The 23818-nt window shown below is 36.4% G+C and carries 21 protein-coding genes and 2 pseudogenes; 19 read left to right on the plus strand and 4 right to left on the minus strand.

The features are described from left to right. Positions 1-70 precede the first annotated feature (70 nt). The 6 genes from QKW49_RS20400 to QKW49_RS20425 all read left to right on the plus strand — a co-directional run bounded on the left by QKW49_RS20400 (position 71) and on the right by QKW49_RS20425 (position 6745). Positions 71-1468, plus strand: a complete 1398-nt coding sequence (locus tag QKW49_RS20400; RefSeq protein ID WP_282864479.1) for an aspartate ammonia-lyase — start codon at positions 71-73, stop codon at positions 1466-1468. Positions 1469-1491: 23 nt separating this feature from the next. Beyond that, positions 1492-2718, plus strand: a complete 1227-nt coding sequence (hydF, locus tag QKW49_RS20405; protein ID WP_282868200.1) for a [FeFe] hydrogenase H-cluster maturation GTPase HydF — start codon at positions 1492-1494, stop codon at positions 2716-2718. A 261-nt stretch (positions 2719-2979) separates the two neighbouring features. Further along, positions 2980-3468 (plus strand): CarD family transcriptional regulator, encoded by a 489-nt coding sequence (locus QKW49_RS20410; RefSeq protein ID WP_282864480.1) that lies wholly within the window; start codon positions 2980-2982, stop codon positions 3466-3468. A 67-nt stretch (positions 3469-3535) separates the two neighbouring features. Next, positions 3536-4618, plus strand: coding sequence for a PIN/TRAM domain-containing protein (locus QKW49_RS20415; RefSeq protein WP_282864481.1), 1083 nt, complete (start codon positions 3536-3538; stop codon positions 4616-4618). 251 nt (positions 4619-4869) lie between these two features. Then, entirely contained in the window at positions 4870-5250 is a 381-nt protein-coding gene (locus QKW49_RS20420; RefSeq protein ID WP_282864482.1) for a hypothetical protein, read from the plus strand. Between the two features lie 295 nt (positions 5251-5545). Further along, entirely contained in the window at positions 5546-6745 is a 1200-nt protein-coding gene (locus tag QKW49_RS20425; RefSeq protein ID WP_282864483.1) for an MFS transporter, read from the plus strand. A 12-nt stretch (positions 6746-6757) separates the two neighbouring features. Here the strand turns inward: QKW49_RS20425 and QKW49_RS20430 are convergent, their stop codons facing one another. Further along, positions 6758-7120: a helix-turn-helix transcriptional regulator gene (locus QKW49_RS20430; RefSeq protein ID WP_282864484.1), complete on the minus strand. Its 363-nt coding sequence runs from the start codon at positions 7118-7120 to the stop codon at positions 6758-6760. Positions 7121-7322: 202 nt separating this feature from the next. On the opposite strand from QKW49_RS20430, the gene QKW49_RS20435 reads away from it, so the two are divergent. Beyond that, positions 7323-7577: an aspartyl-phosphate phosphatase Spo0E family protein gene (locus QKW49_RS20435; protein WP_282864485.1), complete on the plus strand. Its 255-nt coding sequence runs from the start codon at positions 7323-7325 to the stop codon at positions 7575-7577. A 7-nt stretch (positions 7578-7584) separates the two neighbouring features. Here QKW49_RS20435 and QKW49_RS20440 read toward each other — a convergent pair whose 3' ends face one another. Further along, entirely contained in the window at positions 7585-7914 is a 330-nt protein-coding gene (locus QKW49_RS20440; RefSeq protein ID WP_282864486.1) for a hypothetical protein, read from the minus strand. Positions 7915-8235: 321 nt separating this feature from the next. Here QKW49_RS20440 and QKW49_RS20445 point away from each other — a divergent pair, with 321 nt between their 5' ends. Then, entirely contained in the window at positions 8236-10074 is a 1839-nt protein-coding gene (locus QKW49_RS20445; RefSeq protein WP_282864487.1) for a WG repeat-containing protein, read from the plus strand. 72 nt (positions 10075-10146) lie between these two features. Then, the gene (locus QKW49_RS20450) at positions 10147-10896 is read left to right on the plus strand and encodes a peptidylprolyl isomerase (protein ID WP_282864488.1); all 750 of its coding nucleotides are present in this window, start codon (positions 10147-10149) and stop codon (positions 10894-10896) included. A 207-nt stretch (positions 10897-11103) separates the two neighbouring features. Here the strand turns inward: QKW49_RS20450 and QKW49_RS20455 are convergent. Further along, positions 11104-11727: pseudogene (locus tag QKW49_RS20455) on the minus strand (ABC transporter ATP-binding protein); the annotation flags it as partial. An 803-nt stretch (positions 11728-12530) separates the two neighbouring features. On the opposite strand from QKW49_RS20455, the gene QKW49_RS20460 reads away from it, so the two are divergent. The 4 genes and pseudogenes from QKW49_RS20460 (at position 12531) to QKW49_RS20475 (ending at position 14009) form a co-directional block, all read left to right on the plus strand. After that, positions 12531-13016 carry a hypothetical protein gene (locus QKW49_RS20460; protein ID WP_282864489.1) on the plus strand — a complete coding sequence of 162 codons (486 nt, stop codon included), beginning with the start codon at positions 12531-12533 and terminating at the stop codon, positions 13014-13016. A gap of 49 nt (positions 13017-13065) precedes the next feature. Next, positions 13066-13170, plus strand: a pseudogene (locus QKW49_RS20465) (pyridoxamine 5'-phosphate oxidase); the annotation flags it as partial. A gap of 106 nt (positions 13171-13276) precedes the next feature. Next, positions 13277-13606: a sodium ion-translocating decarboxylase subunit beta gene (locus QKW49_RS20470; protein WP_282864490.1), complete on the plus strand. Its 330-nt coding sequence runs from the start codon at positions 13277-13279 to the stop codon at positions 13604-13606. Next, a complete protein-coding gene (locus QKW49_RS20475; RefSeq protein WP_282864491.1) occupies positions 13599-14009 on the plus strand; it encodes a VOC family protein in 411 nt (136 codons plus the stop codon). The genes QKW49_RS20470 and QKW49_RS20475 overlap by 8 nt, the downstream gene beginning before the upstream one ends. A 197-nt stretch (positions 14010-14206) precedes the next feature. Here QKW49_RS20475 and QKW49_RS20480 read toward each other — a convergent pair whose 3' ends face one another. Continuing rightward, positions 14207-14986, minus strand: a complete 780-nt coding sequence (locus tag QKW49_RS20480; RefSeq protein ID WP_282864492.1) for a FadR/GntR family transcriptional regulator — start codon at positions 14984-14986, stop codon at positions 14207-14209. A 600-nt stretch (positions 14987-15586) separates the two neighbouring features. Here QKW49_RS20480 and QKW49_RS20485 point away from each other — a divergent pair. From QKW49_RS20485 to QKW49_RS20510, 6 genes are all read left to right on the plus strand, one after another. After that, positions 15587-16345, plus strand: coding sequence for a FadR/GntR family transcriptional regulator (locus QKW49_RS20485; RefSeq protein WP_282864493.1), 759 nt, complete (start codon positions 15587-15589; stop codon positions 16343-16345). Between the two features lie 265 nt (positions 16346-16610). Beyond that, positions 16611-19286: an EAL domain-containing protein gene (locus QKW49_RS20490; protein WP_282864494.1), complete on the plus strand. Its 2676-nt coding sequence runs from the start codon at positions 16611-16613 to the stop codon at positions 19284-19286. 76 nt (positions 19287-19362) lie between these two features. Then, the gene (locus tag QKW49_RS20495) at positions 19363-19623 is read left to right on the plus strand and encodes a hypothetical protein (protein WP_282864495.1); all 261 of its coding nucleotides are present in this window, start codon (positions 19363-19365) and stop codon (positions 19621-19623) included. Positions 19624-19819: 196 nt separating this feature from the next. Continuing rightward, positions 19820-20182, plus strand: coding sequence for a metalloregulator ArsR/SmtB family transcription factor (locus tag QKW49_RS20500; RefSeq protein WP_282864496.1), 363 nt, complete (start codon positions 19820-19822; stop codon positions 20180-20182). Positions 20183-20188: 6 nt separating this feature from the next. After that, positions 20189-22324, plus strand: coding sequence for a heavy metal translocating P-type ATPase (locus tag QKW49_RS20505; RefSeq protein ID WP_349239049.1), 2136 nt, complete (start codon positions 20189-20191; stop codon positions 22322-22324). A 543-nt stretch (positions 22325-22867) separates the two neighbouring features. Continuing rightward, on the plus strand, positions 22868-23767 hold the full coding sequence (locus QKW49_RS20510; protein ID WP_282864498.1) for a M23 family metallopeptidase: 900 nt from the start codon (positions 22868-22870) through the stop codon (positions 23765-23767). Positions 23768-23818 lie beyond the last annotated feature (51 nt).

Genomic DNA, 23818 nt, shown 5'->3' on the forward strand with positions numbered 1-23818 from the left:
TCACAGGTCACAGCATTAGATTCTTAAATGTGAGATGATGGGAATAAGTGCATCAAAGGGGAGGAATGGCATGAACTATAGGATAGAACATGATTTGTTGGGTGAAAAACTAGTTCCTGTTGATGCCTATTACGGTATCCATAGTTTACGTGGCTCTGAAAACTTTTATTTGACCGGCCGGGGTATTCACAAGGAGTTAATTAAGGCTTTGGCAGCGGTGAAAAAAGCTGCCGCGCTGGCGAATAAAGAAGTTAATGAATTGAACAGCAGTATTGCCGATGCCATTGTAATTGCTTGTGAAGAGATTATGAACAGTCAATGGCATGATCAGTTTATAACCGACGCGCTGCAAGGCGGCGCAGGAACATCGGCAAATATGAATGCCAATGAAGTGATTGCGAACCGTGCCATAGAGATATTAGGTGGAAAAAAAGGAGATTATTCTATTGTACATCCGCTCAATCATGTGAATATGAGCCAGTCTACCAATGATGTATTTCCAACGGCAGTACGCATTGCCGCATTAAAGCTGTTAAAACTGGTTAGTGAAAAATTTTCGGAACTGCAGACCGCTCTTCAACAAAAAGAAGAGGAGTTTGCCGGGATCATTAAAATAGGACGGACAGAACTCCAAGATGCACTTCCGGTAATGCTGGGGCAGGAATTCGGGGCATATGCACAAGCCATTGCCAGAGACCGTTGGCGGATATATAAATCAGAAGAGCGGCTGCGTCAAACCAATATGGGTGGTACTGCGGTAGGGACCGGTCTCAATGCAGACCGTCGATATATATATGCGGTGACAGAAAAACTGGTAGATATCACGGGGCTAAGTCTGGCACGGGCTGAGTATTTGATGGATCCAACGCAAAATAATGATGTTTTTGTAGAAGTTTCAGGCATGTTAAAAGCTGCAGCGGTTAATTTGGCAAAAACCGCAAATGATTTGCGGTTGCTTTCATCAGGGCCGATATCCGGCCTAGCAGAGATACAACTGCCCGAAATGCAGGCAGGCTCCTCCATCATGCCGGGAAAAGTAAATCCCGTGATTCCTGAAGCTGTGAGACAGGCAGCCTATCAAGTGATGGCCAATGATTATGCCATTACCATGGGAGCGCAGGGAGGGGAACTGGAGCTCAATGCGATGGTCCCGTTTATTGCGGATAACCTTTTCCGGTCTTTAGACTTACTATATAGAGCAGCGGAGATTTTTATAGATAAATGTATCAGAGGGATCACAGCGAATCAAGAACGGTGCAGGCAGCTGGTGGAAGAAAGCTTTGCTTATGCTGCTGCGTTGATTCCCCATATCGGATATGATAAAGCGACACTCATTGTACAGCAAGCCCAAAATGAAGGAAAAACAATCCGGCAGGTAGTCCGTGAGTGGGCAATTTTTACCGAACAAGAGCTGGATAAAATACTCAACCCATATCAGCTCACAAAACCGGGAGTTGCAGGGAAATAAAAAGGAGGGAACCCATGAGTAGTATGAATACAACCCCGACATCATCCCGCCTTCATATCGCCATATTCGGAAGGCGTAATGCGGGAAAGTCAAGTCTTATCAATGCGTTAACCAATCAGCCTATCGCATTGGTTTCGGATGTACCGGGAACAACAACCGATCCGGTATCAAAAGCGATGGAGCTCTTACCGTTAGGACCGATTGTACTGATCGATACTGCGGGAATAGATGATGAAGGTGAACTGGGAAAAAAGAGAGTGGAACGTACCTATGAAGTACTGAACCGTACGGAATTGTCGCTAATAGTTATTGATGGTGAAATAGGGGTCACAGATTTTGAACAGCAGCTTATCCAGCGTATTAAAGAAAAAAACATCCCGGTTGTAGGTGTAATCAATAAAGCCGACCGCATTCAGATATCCGACGTTATGCGTGATAAGTGGGAAAAACAGCTAGGAGTGGATTTGATAATCGTTTCGGCAGCAATTGGTTTAGGATTAGATGCATTAAAAAATGCACTTATAAGAAAGGCGCCTTACGAAGATAAGGAAATTTCTCTTTTGAGCGGAGTGATTAAGCCCGGAGACTTGGCGGTGCTGGTGGTTCCTATAGATAAGGCAGCGCCGAAGGGAAGACTGATTCTGCCTCAACAGCAGGTAATCCGTGATATTCTTGATCATGATGCAATGGCAGTAGTGACGAAAGAGCATGAATTAAAAGAAACATTAGAGCATTTAAGTAAAAAGCCTGCTGTTGTTATTACGGATTCGCAGGCATTTCTTAAAGTAGCGGCAGATACCCCGCGGGATATCCCTCTTACATCGTTTTCCATACTTATGGCACGGCACAAGGGGGATTTGATAGAGTTGTCCAGGGGAGCAAAAGCCATAGAGACACTGGTTCCCGGGGATAATATATTAATTGCTGAGGCATGCACGCATCATCGTCAATCTGACGATATCGGTACGGTGAAGATTCCAAGGTGGCTGCGGCAGATGGTTGGAGGAGAGCTTAATTTTGAATGGTTCAGCGGTACGGGATTTCCGCAGGATTTAAAAAGATATAAGCTTATTGTCCATTGCGGCGGATGTATGATTAATCAAAGAGAGATGCTTTACCGAATATCTCTGGCCAAAGAGCAGAATGTACCTGTTGTGAATTACGGCGTATTGATTGCCTGCGTACACGGCATTCTGCCGCGTGCATTGGAACCTTTCCCGATGGCAAGAATGATATTAGATGAGCCTTGAAAAGAAAAGACGCTACTCAACCTGAGGACAGATGTTGAATTTTTCTAAAGACGTATAAAAATCAACATCTGTCCTCAGGTTGATTTTTTTTTGCAATAAAATAAATATTTTTATAAAAGTGTTGACATAAGAATATATAAGATGTTAAAATAATAATTTTTTGACAGTAATATGTATTTGTAGTATACTTATAAGTAAATATGTCAAAAATAAGTACATGGAATAAATTGCTTATCCTTTAAACAAGGAGGTATTATGTGGATGTATAACATCGGGGATAAAATAGTTTACCCAATGCATGGTGCCGGTGTGATTGAATCAATCGAAGAAAAAGAAATATTGGGTAAACGGCAGAAGTATTATATTATGAAGATGCCTATTGGCGATATGAAGGTCATGATTCCTATGGCCAGTATCGAAAGTATCGGAATACGTGAAGTAATCGATCACAAAGAGGCAGAAGGAGTCATTGAAATTTTTAGAAGCGGTACAACCGATATGTGTACCAATTGGAACAAACGCTATCGTGAAAATATGGGAAAGATAAAAAGCGGGAATATACGTGAAGTTGCGCAGGTAGTAAAGAATTTGATTTATAGGGATAAGGAAAAAGGACTTTCCACCGGAGAACGGAAGATGTTGAATAGTGCGAGGCAAATCCTGGTAAGTGAATTGGTACTGGCTAAGGGAATGAATCAAAACGAAATAGAGAAGATGATAGAAGGATTATGCAGTGGTTCAGAAATTTAAAAAAATGTTTATTTTTTACAGATATCTGGTATAATGATATATATGCCTTAAAGGAGGTGGGGGATGCATGGTAAATAAGGCGGTCAAGAGTATATTTTCAATAGTTGGAGGAGCTATTGGTATAAGCTTGATTTACCTGTTTTACAAGCAGACAAGTATTAATCCCAATTCACATGTTGTTTCTACAGTAATACTTTATTTGGGAGGAGGATTGATGGGAGCATCATTATTTTACATAAGCGGAGCAAAAGTTCTTTCGTTATTGTGGAATATTGTAGTACACATTGAAGGTGCACTTCAAAAGAAGACGTCTCAGGAGATATTATCCGGTTCATTAGGTCTTATTGCCGGCTTACTCATAGCGAATTTAATATCGTTACCTATTTTATCTATCCCTGTTATAGGAACTATACTTTCAGTTACAGCGAATATTATGTTGGGGTATCTAGGAATGAGTGTGGCCATGAAAAAGAAGGACGAACTGAGTGATACGCTATCGTTTTTGAAAAAAGGGATTATTAAGCGTTCGACCACTGATTCGCAGCCTAAAATATTGGATACGAGTGTGATTATCGATGGGAGAATTGCAGACATATGTAAAACAGGATTTGTTGAAGGCCCGCTGATCATACCCGGATTTGTACTTAGAGAGCTGCAGCACATTGCTGATTCCTCCGATGCTCTGAAACGAAACCGAGGAAGAAGAGGACTAGATATATTAAATATTATACAAAAAGAGTTAGAGATTTCGGTTGAAATTGTTGATAAGGATTTTGACAATATCGCTGAGGTAGATAGTAAACTGCTAAAGTTGGCGGAAGTAATGAATGGAAAGGTAATGACCAATGATTATAATTTGAATAAAGTTGCCAGTTTTCAAGGAGTACCGGTCTTAAATATCAATGAGCTTGCCAATGCTGTAAAGCCGGTTGTGTTACCGGGAGAAGAAATGACCGTGCTGGTCGTTAAAGATGGGAAAGAAAATGGACAAGGTATTGCTTACCTCGATGATGGAACGATGATTGTGGTTGACGGCGGTAGAAGACATATGGGAGAGTCGATTTCGGTACTGGTAACAAGTATACTTCAAACGCCTGCGGGAAGAATGATATTTGCAAAACCAAAGCTTGAGATTGAAAGAGCCGGATAATTTAAGCGAACAGATCGTAAATAATATCAGTTTCTTTTAGTGAATGCTTCGGTATTATTTTGAATTATTTTTATTTGGTGAATAGCAAGGGATGGCTGATGTGCTAAGAATGAGTACGTCGGCTATCCCTTGTTTATCTTTTTTCTATGTTATTTTTTATGGGGATAATACGTTTAAGCATGAGTAAGTATAATAAATAATCATCAGGAAAAAATATTGTCAAGAAATCTTCATAAAGAGAGATGATAATCATGGAAACAAGAGAGAACATTATAGTTCCGTTAGGTTATGGTAAATTTGTGCGTTCTGATAAGATCGTAGCTTTGGAGCCTATCGAGGATGACCGGGGGCCGGGAAGAAGAACCCGTGTTTTTATAGATCATGTTACTGCACCCATGATCGCTTCCAGGACAGAAAACTCCATACTGGCGAACATGGTAGAAATTCCGAAGGAAGTAATGGAAGCGACTGCTGCTTTGGAACTATTAAGGGATATACATGATGATATTCAACAAATCGGGCCTATGCTTAGAAAAAGTATCAAGAAAGAGGCCAACTTCGATATTGACAAGGTGCAAAAGCGCATCGAAGAAATCTTAAAACATGAGATTGAGTTTGATTTTAAACAATAGCATATCAGATTAAAATAAAAGCGTCTATTTAAATAGACGCTTTTATTTTAATAAAACACTGGAGAATTTGGAGCGTGATGGTATATAATATATAGGGGAATGTAAAGAAATGCTTAATTGGTCAGTCGCAAAGCATGGGGACGGACCTACAGCTTCCCTAAAGAGCAAGCGCAGCAGTAGGTCCGTCCCCATGCTTCACTCCTTCTGTGTGCTAAATTCCACTTTTTCACATTCTCCTATATATCTTTTAAAATAGTATAAAAATCTTTTAGATAGTTTAGTTTGTGGGGGGAAAATGAGAAGAATAATCAAATATATAAATCCGAGGATATTACGTTTTTCACTACTGGAGCTGTCTTTTTATTCTATGATAGCAGCGTATTATCCATTTATTGTACTATACTTAAGCAGTAAAGGGCATAGCAATACAGTGATTGGGAGTATTATGTCCGTTAATTCATTAGTGCTGGTGTTCGCTCAACCTATCTGGGGGGTGGTTAGTGATAGAACACGGTCTATTAAAAAAGTTTTTATTCTATTACTTACAGTATCGGCCTGTGTATTTAGCACATTACCGTTAGCTCATTCAGTGATTGTTACGGGCTTGATATTGGCTACGCTTACCTTTTTTGAGAGTTCTATGACACCTTTGCTGGATAGCTGGGTAATACTGGCGATCAGAAAAGAACCGGGTGCGTTCTATGGAGGCGTAAGATTATGGGGGTCACTGGGATTTGCAACCATGGTTTATATTTTTGGAAGAATAGCCGATATATTTTCCATAGATATTATTTTCCCTTCCTTTGTGATTTTCGCCGTATTGACCATACTCATATGCTTACAGATAAAAGTAGATACACCGGTATCTGCCGTATCACTTGCACGCTTGAATATCGGAAGTTTGATAAAGAATTATTACTATATTGCTTTTTTGCTTTTTGCCATTATAATTTTTATACCTCATAGAAGTGCGTTTATTTTCATGCCTAAGCTAATGGAAACGCTGGGAGGATCGAAGGGACAACTGGGTATTTCTTTTGCCATAGCGGCTTTAAGTGAAGTGCCGATATTCTTGTTTTCAGGATATCTAACCAAAAAGTATCACCCTATAAAGCTGATTTTGGCTTCCACAGTCTTTTTTGTCTTAAGACAGGTGTTGTTTTTCATCGCATCCGAGCCTTATCATGTAATGCTGATTCAAGCCTTACAAGGGCCATCTTTTGCTCTTTTCCTTACAGGTGCAGTGTATTACATTGATTCTCTTGCACCTCAGCATCTCAAATCTTTTGCGCAGACCTTCGCTTCGGCGTTTTTCTTAGGGATAGGAGGGGTTATCGGAAGCTACATGGGTGGATGGATTATCGATCACCATGGAATAATAATACTATATAAATTGGGAATTATAGTAAGCATAGGTGTCTCTCTGATATATATGCTTTCATTTTCGATTGGGAAATCGGTTTTTCGAAGAGATATCCGGTTGGATAAGGAATAAAAATTTATAAGATCATTTTGAAGGAGGAGTTTTTCTCAATGCATGTTTTTGCTTGAGTAATGATATATACTCCTCTATTTTACTAATATCTTCCTCGGGCAATCCTTTGACACTCAGCTTTTCCGGTGGATTAAAGTGAAAATCATTGGTGTTTTCTTTTACATAATCTTGCTGTATATTATTCCTGCATAATAGATAATCGGCAGATACATTAAAAAAGTTTGCAAGTCTTATAATCATAATCGCATCAGGCATACGTTTATCCAATTCGTATTGTGAGACAGCTTGGCTGGTGATTTTGAGCTCTTTTGCAAGTTCTATCTGAGATATATTCATTTGTTCTCTCAATTGTCTTAAGCGCTTACCAAAAGTCATACGTATCCCTGCCTAATCTTCATAACTTTAGTTTTTCTATTTTTAATATAACATAAAATCTGAAATAATATATTTATTTAAACAAAATGACTAAACACCGGACTTGTTATTGACTAATAGTACAATTATCCGTTATAATTGGTTGTGAATTAAACATTTTGTTTAATAATATGGATGCTAATATATATTATGGAGGTTTTTTATGAAAGAAAATCATTTGTTTTATAATAAAGAATCTAAAGAGAAGTTAACAACGGCTGTTAATCAAGAATTAGAAGATGTTAAGCAAAAAATTGAAGCGGTTCGCAGTGAGGTAACTGATATGACCAAATCTAAAGAGAAGTCAGAGATGGTTGAAGAACTGTTGGAAATTAGCCGGAAATTGGATGGCTTGCTGCATGAGTATATGAAACTTACTAAAACTAAGGGGGTAGGAAATCACGGGCCAAACCCGTGATTCCTGACTAGTCTTGTATTATTTCTACGGCTCCGGATTGTTCCATAATTGCTCGAACTTTATCGGCATCATGTTTTGGAGTCTCTACTGCAACAACAATTCCTTGTTTACCTTTAAGCCCTTTGATCCCTTCTGCAAACGTTCCTATTTCCCATAGGCCGTCACGTTCGGATTTTATAAAACTCATTTCTTCAGCTGCTGTTTCCGGATTATTCCATTTTTGTTCTTCTCCGATATCACTAATAATCATATCTTTTCGGTCAAAACCTATGTTTCTTAATGAGTCGACAAGAGAACCGACTTGGTCCTGAACAGGCAATCTAGCAATTAATCGCATATAATGCACCTCCTAGCATTATTATGATATTATCAGGTAGATATTATTTACAGATAACCAATTAAGACTTAAAAATTGCCAAGTGATATATCATGTAAGTTTTCGTAGGGGCGGACGACTCTGTCCGCCCGCAGATAGGATAATAGTACAGCGGGTGGACAGGGCCGTCCACCCCTACGATAATAAAACAGATATATTGAAACAAGAAATTAACATATTGGTTAATAATGACTTTGAAGTTCTTTATATATAGAAGGATTATAATGATTTAGTGGCGAATATAAATAATGTGTAGAAGATTATGATTTGGAGTGAAGAGAAATGAATAAAAAATTCTTTATGATGTGGACAGCAATGCTTTTGATGGTAATGTTTTTTACTGTCTCATGTTCAAAATCTGCAACAGGCTATAATAAACCCGCTGAGATAGAAAAAGATGCAGAAGATGTTAGCTTGTACCCGGGATCAAGGATGGCTGTAAACGGAACCAAGTGGGGTTATATTGATAGTAACGGCGGTTTTGTTATTGAGCCTATCTTTGATGCAGGACAGGATTTTCAGGACAACGGCTTGGCCATTATTACATTGGGTGATTTTCAAGGGATTATCAATAAAGCCGGCGAATATGTGGTACAGCCTCAATGTGATTTTATTAACTGGTACCATGATGAGAGGGCTGTTATAGGGGATGGGAAAAGTTATAAAGTAATAGATGAAAAAGGGCATGTCATTTTTGAATCGCAGGATTATATCCAGGATATGAAAGACGGAAGAGCGGTATTTAGTAAGCAAACCGGTAATGGACAATATCTGTATGGGTATATTGATAAAAATGGACAGATTGCAATAGAGCCAAAATATGAGCGTGCCAATTCGTTTAATGATGGCAAGGCAGTGGTGAAACTTGATGGTGGGCCGTATGCACTTATCGATTTGAACGGTAACGTGATCAAGGGGTATGATTACTATTTTGTGGGGAATTTTAGCGATGGTTTAATGGCTTTTGAAGAAAAAGAGGGTGGCAAAACCGGATATATAAATGAGCAAGGGGAAATCATCATCCCTCCTCAATTTTCCTGGGGAGATGAATTTGAAAATGGCCTTGCGGTAATCAACCTTTCGGATAATTACTATGATAAAAAGAGCGGATTGATTAATAAAAAAGGAGAGTTTATCATTAAACCTGAATACAGTGATATACGCATATTGGGAGAAAATCGTGCGGCAGTGGGGGTGTATGTAGACGCAGACAATCCGGCGAAAGGTTCAAAGTATGCACTGGCGGATGAAAAGGGTAAGCTTCTTACGGAGTTTAAATATGATTATATCTATGACTATTACAATGGATTGGCATCAGCGCAGGATAATATTTCAACATTTTTTATTAATGCAAAAGGTGAGAAAGAAAAAAGTATGCCGGTGGTCAAAGGTATTGGAGATTTGTTCTTTGTCGAAGACCTTATTAAAGCAGATGTAGACCGCAGAATCTCTTATTACGATAAAGAAGGAAAGCTCATATGGGAGCCGGAAATAGATGTTTTGCTGGAAAATGGGGTAATCGTTCAACAAGAAAAATACCGTCCCAATAAGGATTTATTGATTTATTATCCGCAGTTGGATAATATGGAAAGTAAGTCGGTGCAAAATGAAGTAAATAAAAAGATAAAGGATATCTTTATTCCAGAGCAGTATAGGGATATAAAAAACAGTGACAATCTTGATTACAGCTATGAAGCGGATTATAACATAAAATTTTACAAGAAAGACCTGTTAAATATTGAAATGATCGGTTATGAATATCCTTTTGGAGCGGCGCACGGTATGCCGGTGAAAGAGTATATTCACTTAAATATCCAAGACGGAATGTTTTATCAACTGAAAGATCTATTTAAAGAAGATAGTGACTATACCGGAAGATTGAGCGCAATTATAAAGCAACAGATTGAAGAAAAGGGTGATGAGATGGGAGTGTGGATGGAAGATTATAAAGGGATACAGCCTGATCAACCGTTTATCATATTGGAGAATGAGCTGCAGATTTATTTTACTCCCTATGAGATTGCACCCTATGCCGCAGGATTTCCCACATTTACTATTCCGTATGAGGAAATCATGAAGATCATTGATACCGAAGGCGGCTTGTGGAAATCGTTTCATTAGGAGAATTGAATTGGACAATTCCTGTTTTTTTTGGTATGATGGGATGAACTAAAGTACAAAGGAGAGTTTATATTGGTAGATAACAAAGTATTAGCAACAGTGAATGGCAAAGCGATTACACAGAATGATGTGGAAATGCTATTGAAAAGCATAGATCCTCAAAGAGCAGCCCAGTTTTATACTGAAGAAGGAAAGCAAAGATTACTTGAGGAATTAGTGAATCAGGAACTTTTCTATTTTGATGCCTTGGAAAAAGGATTAGATCAAGATGAGAAATATAAAACGGAAATGGATCGGCTAAAGAAGAATCTGTTAAAAGAATATGCCATCACAAGGTTTTTGAATGATATCAATGTACCGGAAAGAGATGTCGTTGAATATTATAATGAAAACAAAGACCAGTTTAATAAGCCGGAAAGCGTGCAAGCCAGTCACATATTGGTAGAAGATGAAGTGAAAGCACAAAAAGTAATAGATGAAATGAATGAAGGACTTTCCTTTGAAGAAGCTGCTGAAAAATATTCTAAATGTCCGTCTAATGCTAAGGGCGGAGACTTAGGATTCTTTTCAAAAGGACAAATGGTGCCGGAATTCGAAAAAACAGCCTTTGAAATGAAACCGGGAGAAGTAAGCAAACCGGTAAAAACCCAGTTTGGTTATCATATTATTAAGCTTGTAGATAAAAAAGAAGGGAGAACCAGCTCCTTTGAAGAAGTAAGCAGCCAATTAGTACAGCAATTAACCATGATGAAGCAAAATGAAGCATATGTGAAAAAATGTGATGAGCTTAAAGGAAAATATGAAATAAAAATAAATGCATAATGCACAGCAATAAGACAGGAGCTGAATGATTAATCATTTAGCTCCTTTTCAGTGGTTGCGTGTTGAGTACTTCTTATTAAAAATAAAATTCTAAAGCAGTTAATAAAAAAGTCTAAGATTAACTAACGAACGATTGATAATCTTGAAAAAATATAATACTCTACATTTATATTATGATTTCATCACTCATAGAAGTAGCATTTATGCAGACATAGCTTCTGCAATGTCGTGAGTCACCATAACAGCTGTTTTATTTTCTTTTTTAAGGATCATATATACTTCGTCTGATACTGCCAATCGTGTTTGATAGTCCAGTGCAGAGAAGGCCTCATCCAATAATAGTATGTCAGGTCGTATTGCAAGTGTTCGAATAAGAGCTGCCCTTTGTCTCATTCCACCTGAAAGCTGCTGGGGATAATGACTTTCAAATTCTCCCAAGCCGTAGGTCTTCAGTAACCTACGTGCATATTGTTTTGTTTCATCATTCAGCTTTCCTTGCACTTCCAAGCCTAGGAGCGTATTTTGAAAAATAGTCCTCCATTCAAAGAGATAATCTTTTTGAAGCATGTATCCAACTCGTGAAGAGGTACCGCTAATTTTTTCACCATATACCAAAACTTTTCCCGATGAAGGCTTGAGTAATCCGGCAACAATAGAGAGCAAAGTGGATTTTCCACAACCGCTAGGGCCTACGATACTAATGAACTCGCCTTTTTTAACATCTAAATTAATGTTACTAATCGCATCTATCTCACCTTCAAGAGTGTGGTATTTCATTGTCACATTTTTAATTTCTACAACTGAATCCTTCAAAATATTTATCAACTCCATTTCCTGATAAAAATAAACTTCAAAGTAATTGAAAGATGATCATGGATAGATCTACTACGAAAGGCAGCAGTTCTCCTTATCAGTATATTCTCTAAGGTGAAATATGTGAAAAAAAATAAATACAGGCTTTTATTTAAAAGAATTTATGTATAATAGATGAATAGATCTTCACAAATGAAAGGGATAAATAGACAGAGTTTTTAACATTATATCATGTTTAAGGAATCTTGGATTTTAGATATAAGTATATGTATTATATTACATTATATGGATTGTGACAAGTGGTGTATGAGCAATACAACCAACTTGGTGAGTTAGAGATATTTCTGATCATGCTCATTGAAAAAGTTTATAACTCTAAGTAAGATATATTCCTCTGGAGAGATTTGAGTCTCTTTTGTTTACACTTTGTTCATAAAATATCTATATTTAAGTGATAATATATTAACAAGACAACTGATAAACTTTTTTCATTTTTCCTCCTTTTTTATCTTTTATACAGGTGTAAGACCTTTCATATATAAAGAAGTCGTCCGGGTAGGACGATTTTTTTGTTTTACCAAAGGATAATTTATTGCATATTCATATATTTCGACAAAATTCTCATTACTATAACCTGTAAATAATGATATGATTATTTTGGTCAGAGATATATTATAAAATAGAATATGTTGGAATTAACTTTTAGGAGGATAGTAACTGATGGATGGATTTATTACACCGCTTTTTATTGTAATTGAGGGCACTACAACAATAAAGATAAATGCTGATAAGGTATGTATAAATAGGAAGGAGATTATTATATGAACATTGTTGATAAAAAGCTTATAGATAAGGATAATATGCATCAATTCATGGCACATAATATTTCTAAAATGCACTTTCAACAAAATATGTGCTTTCAACTCAGGAATTGGGCTTTTGGAGTAAGTGGAATAGTAATGACGGTAACTGCCGTTGCAGATGCTACATTATTTATTAAAATCTTTGTTCATATAATTTCAATTCTATTATTAGGACTTATATTACATAAGGACTTAAGCTGGCATAGATATGCGTTCAAATATGAAAAAAGAGCAAGATTATGTGAAAGGTGTTTGCTCGGCGAAGAAGGAATAGAAACTTTTACTAAAAAATACCTAAATATTGAAGAATTAAAAAGAAGTGAATGCTTATTGGCAGCATTTAGACCAAAGTACTTTTTTACACTTAGGAATGACTACATAGAGATATATTTAATATTATTATTATTAGGATCTATGTTTTTTACAATGATGATACAAAGTTAAAAAAAGAATGGATTTATATTCTAAAGAACAAATTCTGTTACAGGCATTATATGCTAAAGGGGTCACCGATCCACATTATTTTGTCTTAAGATTTACAGCTCAGTCAGGCAGATACTACAGTAATTTTAAATCAGAAGATTTTAGTGTTGAATGATCTTTAAAATAGGTACAATCTAAAGATACGAATAGTACAGAAATATATTAGGCGGGCATTGCTCGTGTAATAAACTTTGAGTATTCGGTATGGAGGTGAATAATAATTGATCAAAGAGCGGTTATCAAAGATAATTACCGTACTGACCATTGCAAGTGCTATTATCACTGTTATTAGTGCAGCGTTTGATTTTCTATTACCCATTTATTTAAAATATAAATTTGTAATGGATAAAAATACAGCGGGTTCAATAGGAATTATAGGAGGGGCAGATGGTCCTACAGCTATTTTTATAACTACTAAATCTTCATCATATTTAATTACCATTATATTTGGATTGCTTACAGTAAGTGGAATGGTATCTAGAGTTTTGATTAATAAGTTGAAAAGATCAACATCTATGACTAATAATATAAGGAGGCAGCGTAATGAATAACTTTAAAGGATTGGCACATATCGGACTATTCACTTCGGATATTGAGAAGTCTAAGAAATTTTATACTGAAAATCTGGGTTTTAAATTAGACTATGAGTCGATATTAGAGCAACCCGATAATGGCTGGCTAAAGCTTGCATTTATTAATTTGAATGGCATGATTATTGAACTTTTGGAGCCTTCGGATAAAGAGAATATGAAAAAAGGAAATAACGGATGTGTTGAGCACTTAGCGGTAGAGGTTCAAAACTTACTTGATGTGGTAGAGGATTTAAAAGCTAAAGGAATTAAGTTTGAGACAGAACAGCCTGCAAAGCATGATAAGCTATTTAAGGGCGTACTCAGTATCTTCTTTGAAGGACCTAATGGTGAAAGGTTGGAACTATTTGAATTTCTTGCATAGACTTTAGAAGACATAATATAATTGAAATAGGTTGTGAGTGGGAATCGGTACATAAATACGTCCTTGTTGATAGAAGGTAGAGAGATTCAGTGTAGATGAAATTTTAACTAACAAGCCAATGGATAGAAAATATTTTCTACCCGTTGGCTGCATAGTTAAAATCATAGAAGCAATTTAGAAAATAACTAAGAAAAACTTCAGACTTCGTCAGTACTTTTATTAATGTTATTAATACCATCTTGTGAATATAATTGTTGCCACACCTTAATAGATTCAAAGATTGAGTCAATTGCTTTTTCTAAGTCTCTCTCCATTAATGCATCTAAAATTTTCTTATGGGTATGTAATGCGCTTAAGCCTGTCTTTTGAGCTTCATGTGTGATTTCAATTGACGGCATAAAAAAGTCCATTATAAATGTGTAAATCTTTTCAACGAGTTTATTCTTTGTAGCTTTTCCAAGAGCGTAGTGAAACTCTAAATCGCTCTTCGATAAGACAACGGGATCTTTTACAGAACTATTAATTTTCGTTTCCATGTCAAGATAAGCATTTTCAATAAGTTTTATCGCATCTTCATCCGCATTTTTAATAATCAGCCGAATTACTTCAAATTCCATAATTTCTCGCAATTCCATCAATTCATTAAAGTCAGATTGAGCTAGAATAAGGTTAAACAATAAAGGATCAAAGAGTACTTTATTAGGAGATTCAGCAATGTACGTACCATCTCCTTGGCGTATATCTATTATACCGAAAGCCGATAGAATCTTCATTGCTTCACGGATAGAACCACGGCTGACTTGAAGATTTTTGGACAATTCCAGCTCATTTGGTAAACGGTCACCGGGCATTAAGTGCTTGGTTAATAAAAGCTTTTTAATATTATTGATTACTAAATCTACCGCAGACTCTTTTTTTTGCGGCGTAAATAAGTTGGATTTATCACTATTAGGTGATTCCGGATCTAGTATGTTCATATTGAACCTCCTTCTGATGAATTTCTATATTCCAATTAAACAAAATTCTTGGTTTTAAATTCTAAGTGAGTTAAAAAATAATATTCCGTATAAGTATATCACGAAAACCTGTTAGTTAATATATTATATTTGATTTTTTGTTATTTTGAAAGACTAAGATGAAATATTAGAATATAATTATCTAAAAACAATTTAAATATGCAATATGTACAAAAAAAATATATAAAATGCTTATTGTTGACAATAGATAAAAGATATGATAACATCTAAACATCATATGTTATATGATTAGATGTTAATTGTTTGAAGGTAATATATCACTAATGGGAAGAGCATAATTAATTTCTGGTATAGCAAGACCTGACATCTTTTTAGTATTATTAAATCGTTACATTATATAGATATACGGATTAGTGTACCAAACATTTAAGGGAGGGATGGGAAAGCATTCTATTAGTTCCCGTAAATTGTTTTGTATATTCCCAATATGTTAATGATCTAGAGCAAACAGAATGATAAATGATGATACAATCTTTAATATATCCTTAATTGCGCCATAAAATGATATATAGTGAAACCGTATATAATGGAGGACTATGGGTGAAAGAAGAAAAATTTACAATTATAAATTACAATGACAGCTTTTTTATTCCGCAGAAAAAAGAATCTGCCGTTGATTTAGTGATTAATACCATTAAAAGATTGATGCTTAATAAGACACTGCTGCCCGGTGATCGTTTGCCAAATGAGACAGACTTATCCAAAAGCCTTCAGGTAAGTCGAGGTTCCATTCGTGAGGCTATGAAGATATTAGCTGCATTCGGCATCATTGAGATAAAGCAGGGAGATGGTACGTATATTGCAGAGTCACCTAATAAAGTGCTTTTTGATCCACTGTTACTCCGGCTTATTCTAACTAAATCAGATATGAAAGAATTAATCGAACTTCGTGAGATACTGGAATTTGAAGTGATACGTCTAATTATTAAAAATGCTGATGAAGACGATATCGAACAAATTGAAGCCGTCTACCTTGATATGGAGCAGAAAATCGCAAACTCTGTTAAAGACCCTGATATTTTATCGCAAAGTGACTTGGAATTTCACTATGCGTTAGGAAGAGCAGCTAAAAATATATTGGTTGAAAAGATTTATGCATTCATACTGGACTTTTTTGCTCCTTCTATTGAAAAGACCCATAAAACTCAAAAAGATGGACTCAACGCGTTATATACTCATAAGAATATTTTAGATGCGTTAAAAGAAAAAGATTTGGATAAAGCGATTAATCAAGTTAAAGAATCTATCAAAGTATGGGAAAGGTTATATTTGGATGTTGGTGAGGTATCTGATGATTAAAATAAGCTCGTCTCTTTATTGGTGAGAGAACAAGGTATGAATAATCAGGAAATGAGAATGAAAATAGAAGCTGTATGATAGGGCTTCTATTTTTTACATTTCTCTTGTATTTATAGTCGTATTTAATATATGATATAGATGTAAAATATTGTAGAAAAATATTGCTATATAGAATTTTGTATAAAAACAAACTCAGTATTTGAAAAATCATCTCATTTATTGAATGAATGCTAGTAAGTAATAATGCTTTTTGGGGAGGGAGGAAATGATGGGTTTTTTACATAGTGATTTTGATTCTATTATTGAAAATATGATCAATGCTTTTGCATATCATAAAATCATTATCGACGCTGCCGGGAATCCTATTGATTATGAGTTTATAGAAGTGAACAAAGCATTTGAGTCATTTACAGGATTAAAACGAGATTTTGTTGTGGGAAAGCGTGTCACCGAAGTGATTACGGATATAAAAAGTGATCCATTCAACTGGATCGATTTTTACGGAAAAGTTGCTTTGAAAGGAATCTCTGCATCCATTGAACAATACTCCAATGTCCTGAAACGCTGGTATCTAATTAATGCGTATTCCCCTCAAAAAGAATATTTTATTACAGTGTTTATAGATATATCCAATATCAAACAAAGAGAAAATGAGTTGTGCGAAAAAAATGATGAGCTTTCGCAGCTTTATGAAGAGATTACGGCTTCGGAGGAAGAATTACGGGTTCAAGTAGAAGAGTTGGATACGCTCAGTAAACGCCTTGCTAAAAGTGAGAGTAGGCTTAATAGAGCACAGGCGATAGCCCATGTAGGAAATTGGGAAATAGATTTGATGTCAGGTCAAATATGGGGTTCTGAAGAAGCTTTTAAATTATATGGATTAGAGAGAAAAACACCGTTTCTTCCGTTAAAAACAGTACAAACAATAGTGCATCCGCAGGACCGGCCAACGTTAGATCAGGCATTGAAGCTATTGATTGAACAGAAAGAAAAGTACGATGTGGAGTTTAGAATTATTCGGCCCGATAATGGTGAAGAAAGATATATGCACTCAGTTGCAGAATTGGAGATAGATAGCAATGGGAGGCAGGTAAGTGTTTTAGGAGTAATCCGGGATATTACCGAAAGAACTGTTTATGAAAGAGAATTAAAGTCCAAGAATGAAGAACTATCATCGCTATATGAAGAAATAATGGCATCCGAAGAAGAGCTGCGGCAGCAGCTTGACGAAATACAGGCGCATAGAGAACAGCTTCTGCTGAGTAAAGAAAGATATAAGATTCTGGTTAATAATTCAAAAGATATTATTTACAGTTATGACGGTGAAGGGGTTTTTACGGCTGTAAACCATATGTTTTGCGAGGTTTTCGGTGTTTCAGAACATGAAGCAATAGGTAAGAAGATTTCACAAGTGATTGATGACAGTGACTATGTAAAAAAATGTAATGAAGCCCGGGTGCAAGTATGTAATACGCTTTCTCCGTGCTATTTTCAAAATGCATACACCATGAAGGATGGAACTTTACGTCATTATGATATTACCCTTTCACCGGTTTTTGATGGAAAAAGAAGAATTGTAGGTGTTACCGGTACCAATCATGATATGACAGAAATAAGGAAAAACCAAAAGCTCATAAGGCATATGGCTTACCATGACCCTTTAACGGGTTTGGCCAACCGAACCCTGCTTAAGGATAGGTTGAATACGGCCATCGTTATGGCAAAAAGGATGGGAATGAGTATTGCTGTAGCCTTTATTGATCTGGATAATTTTAAGAAAGTCAATGATACGCTTGGACATGTGGTGGGTGACGAACTTCTGATTGATGCTTCTAAAAGGATTCAATTTTGTGTAAGAGAGTATGATACCGTTTCGCGTCTTAGCGGAGACGAGTTTTGTATAATTATTCAAAGTATCAATCAACAAGTACAAGTAGATGTATTGCCTATAATGGAACGGATCAATACAATCTTCTGTCAGCCCTTTGAGATTGATGGGCATTCTATCAGGTTGACCGCCAGTATTGGGATCTCTATATATCCCCATGACGGAGAAACTGTGGGAGAATTGTTAAGAAATGCAGATACTGCGATGTATAAAGCCAAAGAGTTAGGTAGAAATACATATTGCTTTTTTAATAATAAAATGAGGGATGAACTGGTACGTAAAACAAACATTGAAAGAATGCTGAGAAAGGCATTGGAAAATAATGAATTTCTATTGTACTATCAGCCTCAATATGAAACAAAAACCGGTCAATTACGAGGGTTTGAAGCACTAATCCGATGGAACAGTGCTGAAGCCGGTTTTATGAGTCCGGCAGATTTTATTCCTATTGCGGAGGAAACCGGTTTAATCGTTGAGATAGGACAATGGGTTTTAAATACAGCTTGTAGGTTATGTAAAAAAATTGAGAATAAGTATCAAAAAAGCATTATTATATCTGTTAATATTTCACCTATACAACTGAGACATAAAGAGTTTATTAATATGGTATTAGATGCAGTAAAGCTTTCGGAAATCTCTTTTTGTAAGCTTGAGTTGGAAATCACAGAGAATCATTTTATCGATAATGCTGATGAGGCGATAGGCATATTAAAGAAATTGAGGGAAGCGGGTATTAGAATAGCACTTGATGATTTTGGCACAGGGTATTCTTCTTTGAGTTATTTAAAAAAACTTCCCATTAATCTTTTGAAGATTGATAAGTCCTTTATCGACGAGATAGACTGTCAAAGTGTTCAGCAAAGTCTAACAAGTTCCATCATCACACTTGTACACAACCTCAATATCGAAACCATCGCTGAAGGAATTGAAACCTATGAGCAGTATGAATACCTGCTAGAATCCAAGTGTGATAATTTACAAGGGTATTATCTTGGCAAGCCTGTACCGGAACACTTAGTGGATGAGGTAATAAAAAATCATTGGAAAGTATAAAATGTGTGGCCATTTATGATTCTTACCATATTATATAAGGAGGTATTAAAATCATAGATGAGAGGTAGGAAGATTCATGTCAAACGAATGTATGAGCTATAATGGTGTTACTGAGGAAGCATTTAAAAATTTGAGAGAAACAGCTAAGAATTATGGAATTACGCTTCCGAATATTGATAGAGGATGTGTATCGGGACAAGGCTTTGACGGATACTTTATCTGGAATGAGACAGAACAAACATTAAAAATAGATATAAAGTCCAAACCCTGGTTCCTATCATATAATATGATTGATGGAATGATCAGTGATGCAGTAATGAATTTTGCGAATAATTAGCTGCTGATTGGTAATCATCGTGTAAAGGTCTGTTTTCCTTCTTTAAAGGATGGCAGATCTTTTTTAATATTTGGATTGAATACATGAATATATTTTCACATATTATTGACGGCATGGGGTTAATGGTGTATAATGGCAATAAATATATGAATATATGTTCATGTATTTAAACATATAAATACGGAAGGATGATCATATGATGAATAAAGATTATATTGATTATTGTGATTGTAATATCATACATGAGGATGTTGTAAATACAGCCAGACAAAATATGCCCGATGAAGAAAATCTGTATGATCTTGCGGAGCTTTTTAAGGTTTTTGGCGATACGACGAGAGTGAGAATACTTTATGCGTTATTTGTATCCGAAATGTGTGTTTGCGATATCGCTGCGCTATTAGGTATGACGCAGTCAGCAATTTCACATCAGCTTAGAGTGCTGAAGCAAGCACGATTGGTGAAATATAGAAAGGATGGGAAAGTAGTCTATTATTCATTGGATGATGATCATATCCAGCACATATTTGACCAAGGGTTAGCGCATGTGACCGAATAATAGGAAATGAAAGAGAGGGGGACAAGTGTGAGCGTTGAATTAAAGAAAGAGTTAATACTCGAAGGATTAGATTGCGCAAATTGTGCAGCGAAAATTGAAGAAAGGGTAAAAGGGCTGGAAGGTGTAACAGTAGCAAATATAAATTTTGTAACTAAAAAATTATCTATCGTAACCGATAGTCCAAGTAAAATGGACGAGATCATATCGAATGCTAATGTAATCATAAAAAAGCTTGAGCCACATGTAGTGGTTATTGAAGAACATGAACAGAAAGATATGGGAAATGAGGTTGAGTATGATAAAGCTGAAATTACAAGACTTATAGCGGGAGCAATGTTGTTTGGTATCGCAATAATATTCAGCTTCTCTTTCTGGACTGAATTTGTCTTGTACTTTGCAAGTTATGTATTGGTTGGAGGAGAAGTAGTATTAAAAGCAGCAAAGAACATCATACGAGGTCAGATATTTGATGAAAATTTTCTGATGTGTATAGCAACCGTTGGAGCATTTGCAATCAAAGAGTTTCCTGAAGGAGTCGCGGTAATGCTATTCTATCAAATAGGTGAGTTCTTTCAGGATGTAGCTGTCAATCGTTCGAGAAAGTCTATTAAAGCTCTAATGGACATTCGGCCGGATTTTGCTAATTTAAGAGATGGAAATGATATTAAAAAGGTTTCCCCAGATGAGGTGAAAATTGGAGATTTAATTGTGGTGAAGCCCGGTGAGAAGGTGCCTCTTGATGGTAAGGTGATAGAGGGGAATTCTATGCTCGATACCTCTGCTCTGACAGGGGAATCGGTGCCGCGGGAAGTAGAAGCAGGCAGCGAGGTATTGTCTGGATTTATTAATAAGAATGGATTGCTAACCATTGAAGTAACTAAAGTCTTCAGTGAGTCCACCGTGTCAAGGATATTGGATTTAGTACAAAATGCAAGCAGCAAAAAGGCACCAACAGAAAACTTTATAACAAAGTTCGCAAGATATTATACACCGGTGGTAGTATTTGTAGCTCTTGCACTGGCTGTAGTTCCGCCGCTTATAGTGCCAGGGGCCACATTTTCAGATTGGGTATATAGAGCGTTGATTTTTCTCGTAGTTTCGTGTCCATGTGCTTTAGTTGTTTCTATCCCATTAGGCTTTTTCGGCGGGATTGGGGGGGCTTCCAAAAATGGTATATTGATCAAGGGCGGTAACTATCTTGAAGCACTGAATGATGTGGAAACAGTGATATTTGATAAAACAGGAACATTAACAGAAGGTGTATTTAAAGTTACGTTGATTAAGCCTAAGAAAGAATCTATTACGGAAAAAACACTTTTGGAGTATGCCGCATTTGCAGAGAGCTATTCCAACCATCCGATAGCAGTATCAATTTTAAAAGCTTACGGTAAAGAAATAAATAAAACTGAAGTTGAAGAATATGAGGAAATATCAGGTCATGGGATTAAGGTATTTGTTCGTGGTAAAAGAGTGCTTGTCGGAAACAATAAGATGATGGATATGGAAGGCATCGTATACGATCATGTAGAGGAAGTAGGAACCGTACTCCATATTGCTGTTGATAAAAATTATGCCGGATATATAGTAATTTCTGATAAAATAAAAGAGGATGCCTCGAAGGCTTTGAATGGCCTTAGAAGTATGGGTGTTAAAAAACTTGTAATGCTGACAGGGGATAGTAAATCAGCAGGAATCAAGATAGCCGAGCAATTGGGATTGGACGAAGTACATGCGGAACTTCTTCCCCAACATAAGGTTGAAAGGCTGGAGATGTTAGCTCAGGAGAAATCATCTAGAGGAAAACTGGTGTTTGTAGGTGATGGCATCAATGATGCACCGGTATTGGCAAGAGCAGATATTGGTGTTGCCATGGGCGGCTTAGGCTCTGATGCAGCTATTGAAGCAGCTGATGTAATTCTAATGACGGATGAACCATCTAAACTGGTAAGTGCCATTAAAATTGCCAAGAGAACCAGAATGATTGTATGGCAAAATATACTCTTTGCTTTTGGAGTCAAGGCGATTGTATTGCTTTTAGGTGCAGGAGGCTTAGCTACGATGTGGGAAGCGGTATTTGCAGATGTAGGTGTAGCACTGTTAGCTGTCTTGAATGCGATGCGGGTAATGCGAGTAAAGGTATAAAACTTATCATAAATACAGATAAAGCTCATTATAAATATTAGCATTGAGGAAATCTATAGCTAGCGAACTGTAGACATGTAATTTGCAAGCTTATATATCACGTTAATAGTTAAGATTCCGTAGGGGCGGACGACTCTGTCCGCCCGCAGATAAGGTAGTAGTACAGCGGGTGGACAGGGTCGTCCACCCCTACGATAATAAAACAGATATATTGGAACAAGAATTAACATACTAGTTAATAATAACTTTAAAGTTTTTTATCTATATATAAAGGAGGAGTGAGTACTAGAGATTTTTTATATTCTCCTCACTATCCACTCCCCACTCCCCACTAAATCAACATATTCTACCGGAGATACTCCGGTTTTTTTTATGGGAATTAAATACAATATATTGTGGACAAGCAGTATTCCACAACAAGTTCACAAGATATCCACAGAGTTATCCACAGGATGTGGACTGCTTAAGGAAGATGGTTTTAATTCATGAGTAATATTTTTATTTCAATGCTAATATAATGTAATAATTGGGGGGTGGGAGCAAGTGGAAAGTACTTACAGAAAAAAACGTTATCCAAAATACAATAGATATGGGAAAAATAGAAAAGACAAGAGAGAAGAAGATTTTGTCCAAAATATTATGAAACAGATTGCTGTATGTTGCATAATTTTTTTAGTGATCTTTGGAATGAATAATATCAATTCACCTATTACCGATAAGTTAATGGGCCAGATCAAGTCTGCTTTAGTCTATACAGTAGATTTTAACAAAACATATAAAAGCGTAGCTACATTTGCTAATAGTCTGGGCACCAAAGATAGCAGTGGTTCTGTAAGCATCAAGGATGAAGATATACCTAAGGAAATGAATAACCCATCTTCGCAAGGAAATGATTCAGATATAAATACGCTGCAGAATAATTTAACCCAGACAGCCGATCAAAAAGACGGGCATCTTGAAGGTAAACTTGACTTGGATTCGCAAGAACAAATCCCTGCGGAAGCACAGAGCACAGCTGTAAAAATAAATCAAAAGATTGTTGTACCGTTAAATGGTGTGGTCACATCAAAATTTGGTATGCGCAACCATCCATTGTTTCAGAAAGACTTATTTCATACCGGTATAGATATAGATGGTAAGAAGGGCGAAAACATTGTAGCAGCAATAGATGGAGAAGTGGAAGAAGTAGGTTATAACGATAACTATGGCAAGTATGTACGGTTAAAGCATAAAGATGATATATATACTTTCTATGCCCACTGCAACGAGGTGTTGGTGAAAAAAGGCCAACAAGTAAAAAACGGCGATGTTATTGCTAAAGTTGGTGATTTGGGTATAACAGTAGGAGCACACTTGCATTTTGAAATATCGAAAAAAGATAAAGTTCTAGATCCCCTGCAGTATATTGATTTGCCTTTAGACCCTAATATGACTGATGAATGAATGTAAAACAAGGAGGTGCAAATATATATTAGATATTTAAAAAAAAACTTA

The sequence above is a fragment of the Petroclostridium sp. X23 genome, from assembly GCF_030013905.1.
In the GTDB taxonomy this organism is placed as follows: domain Bacteria; phylum Bacillota; class Clostridia; order SK-Y3; family SK-Y3; genus X23.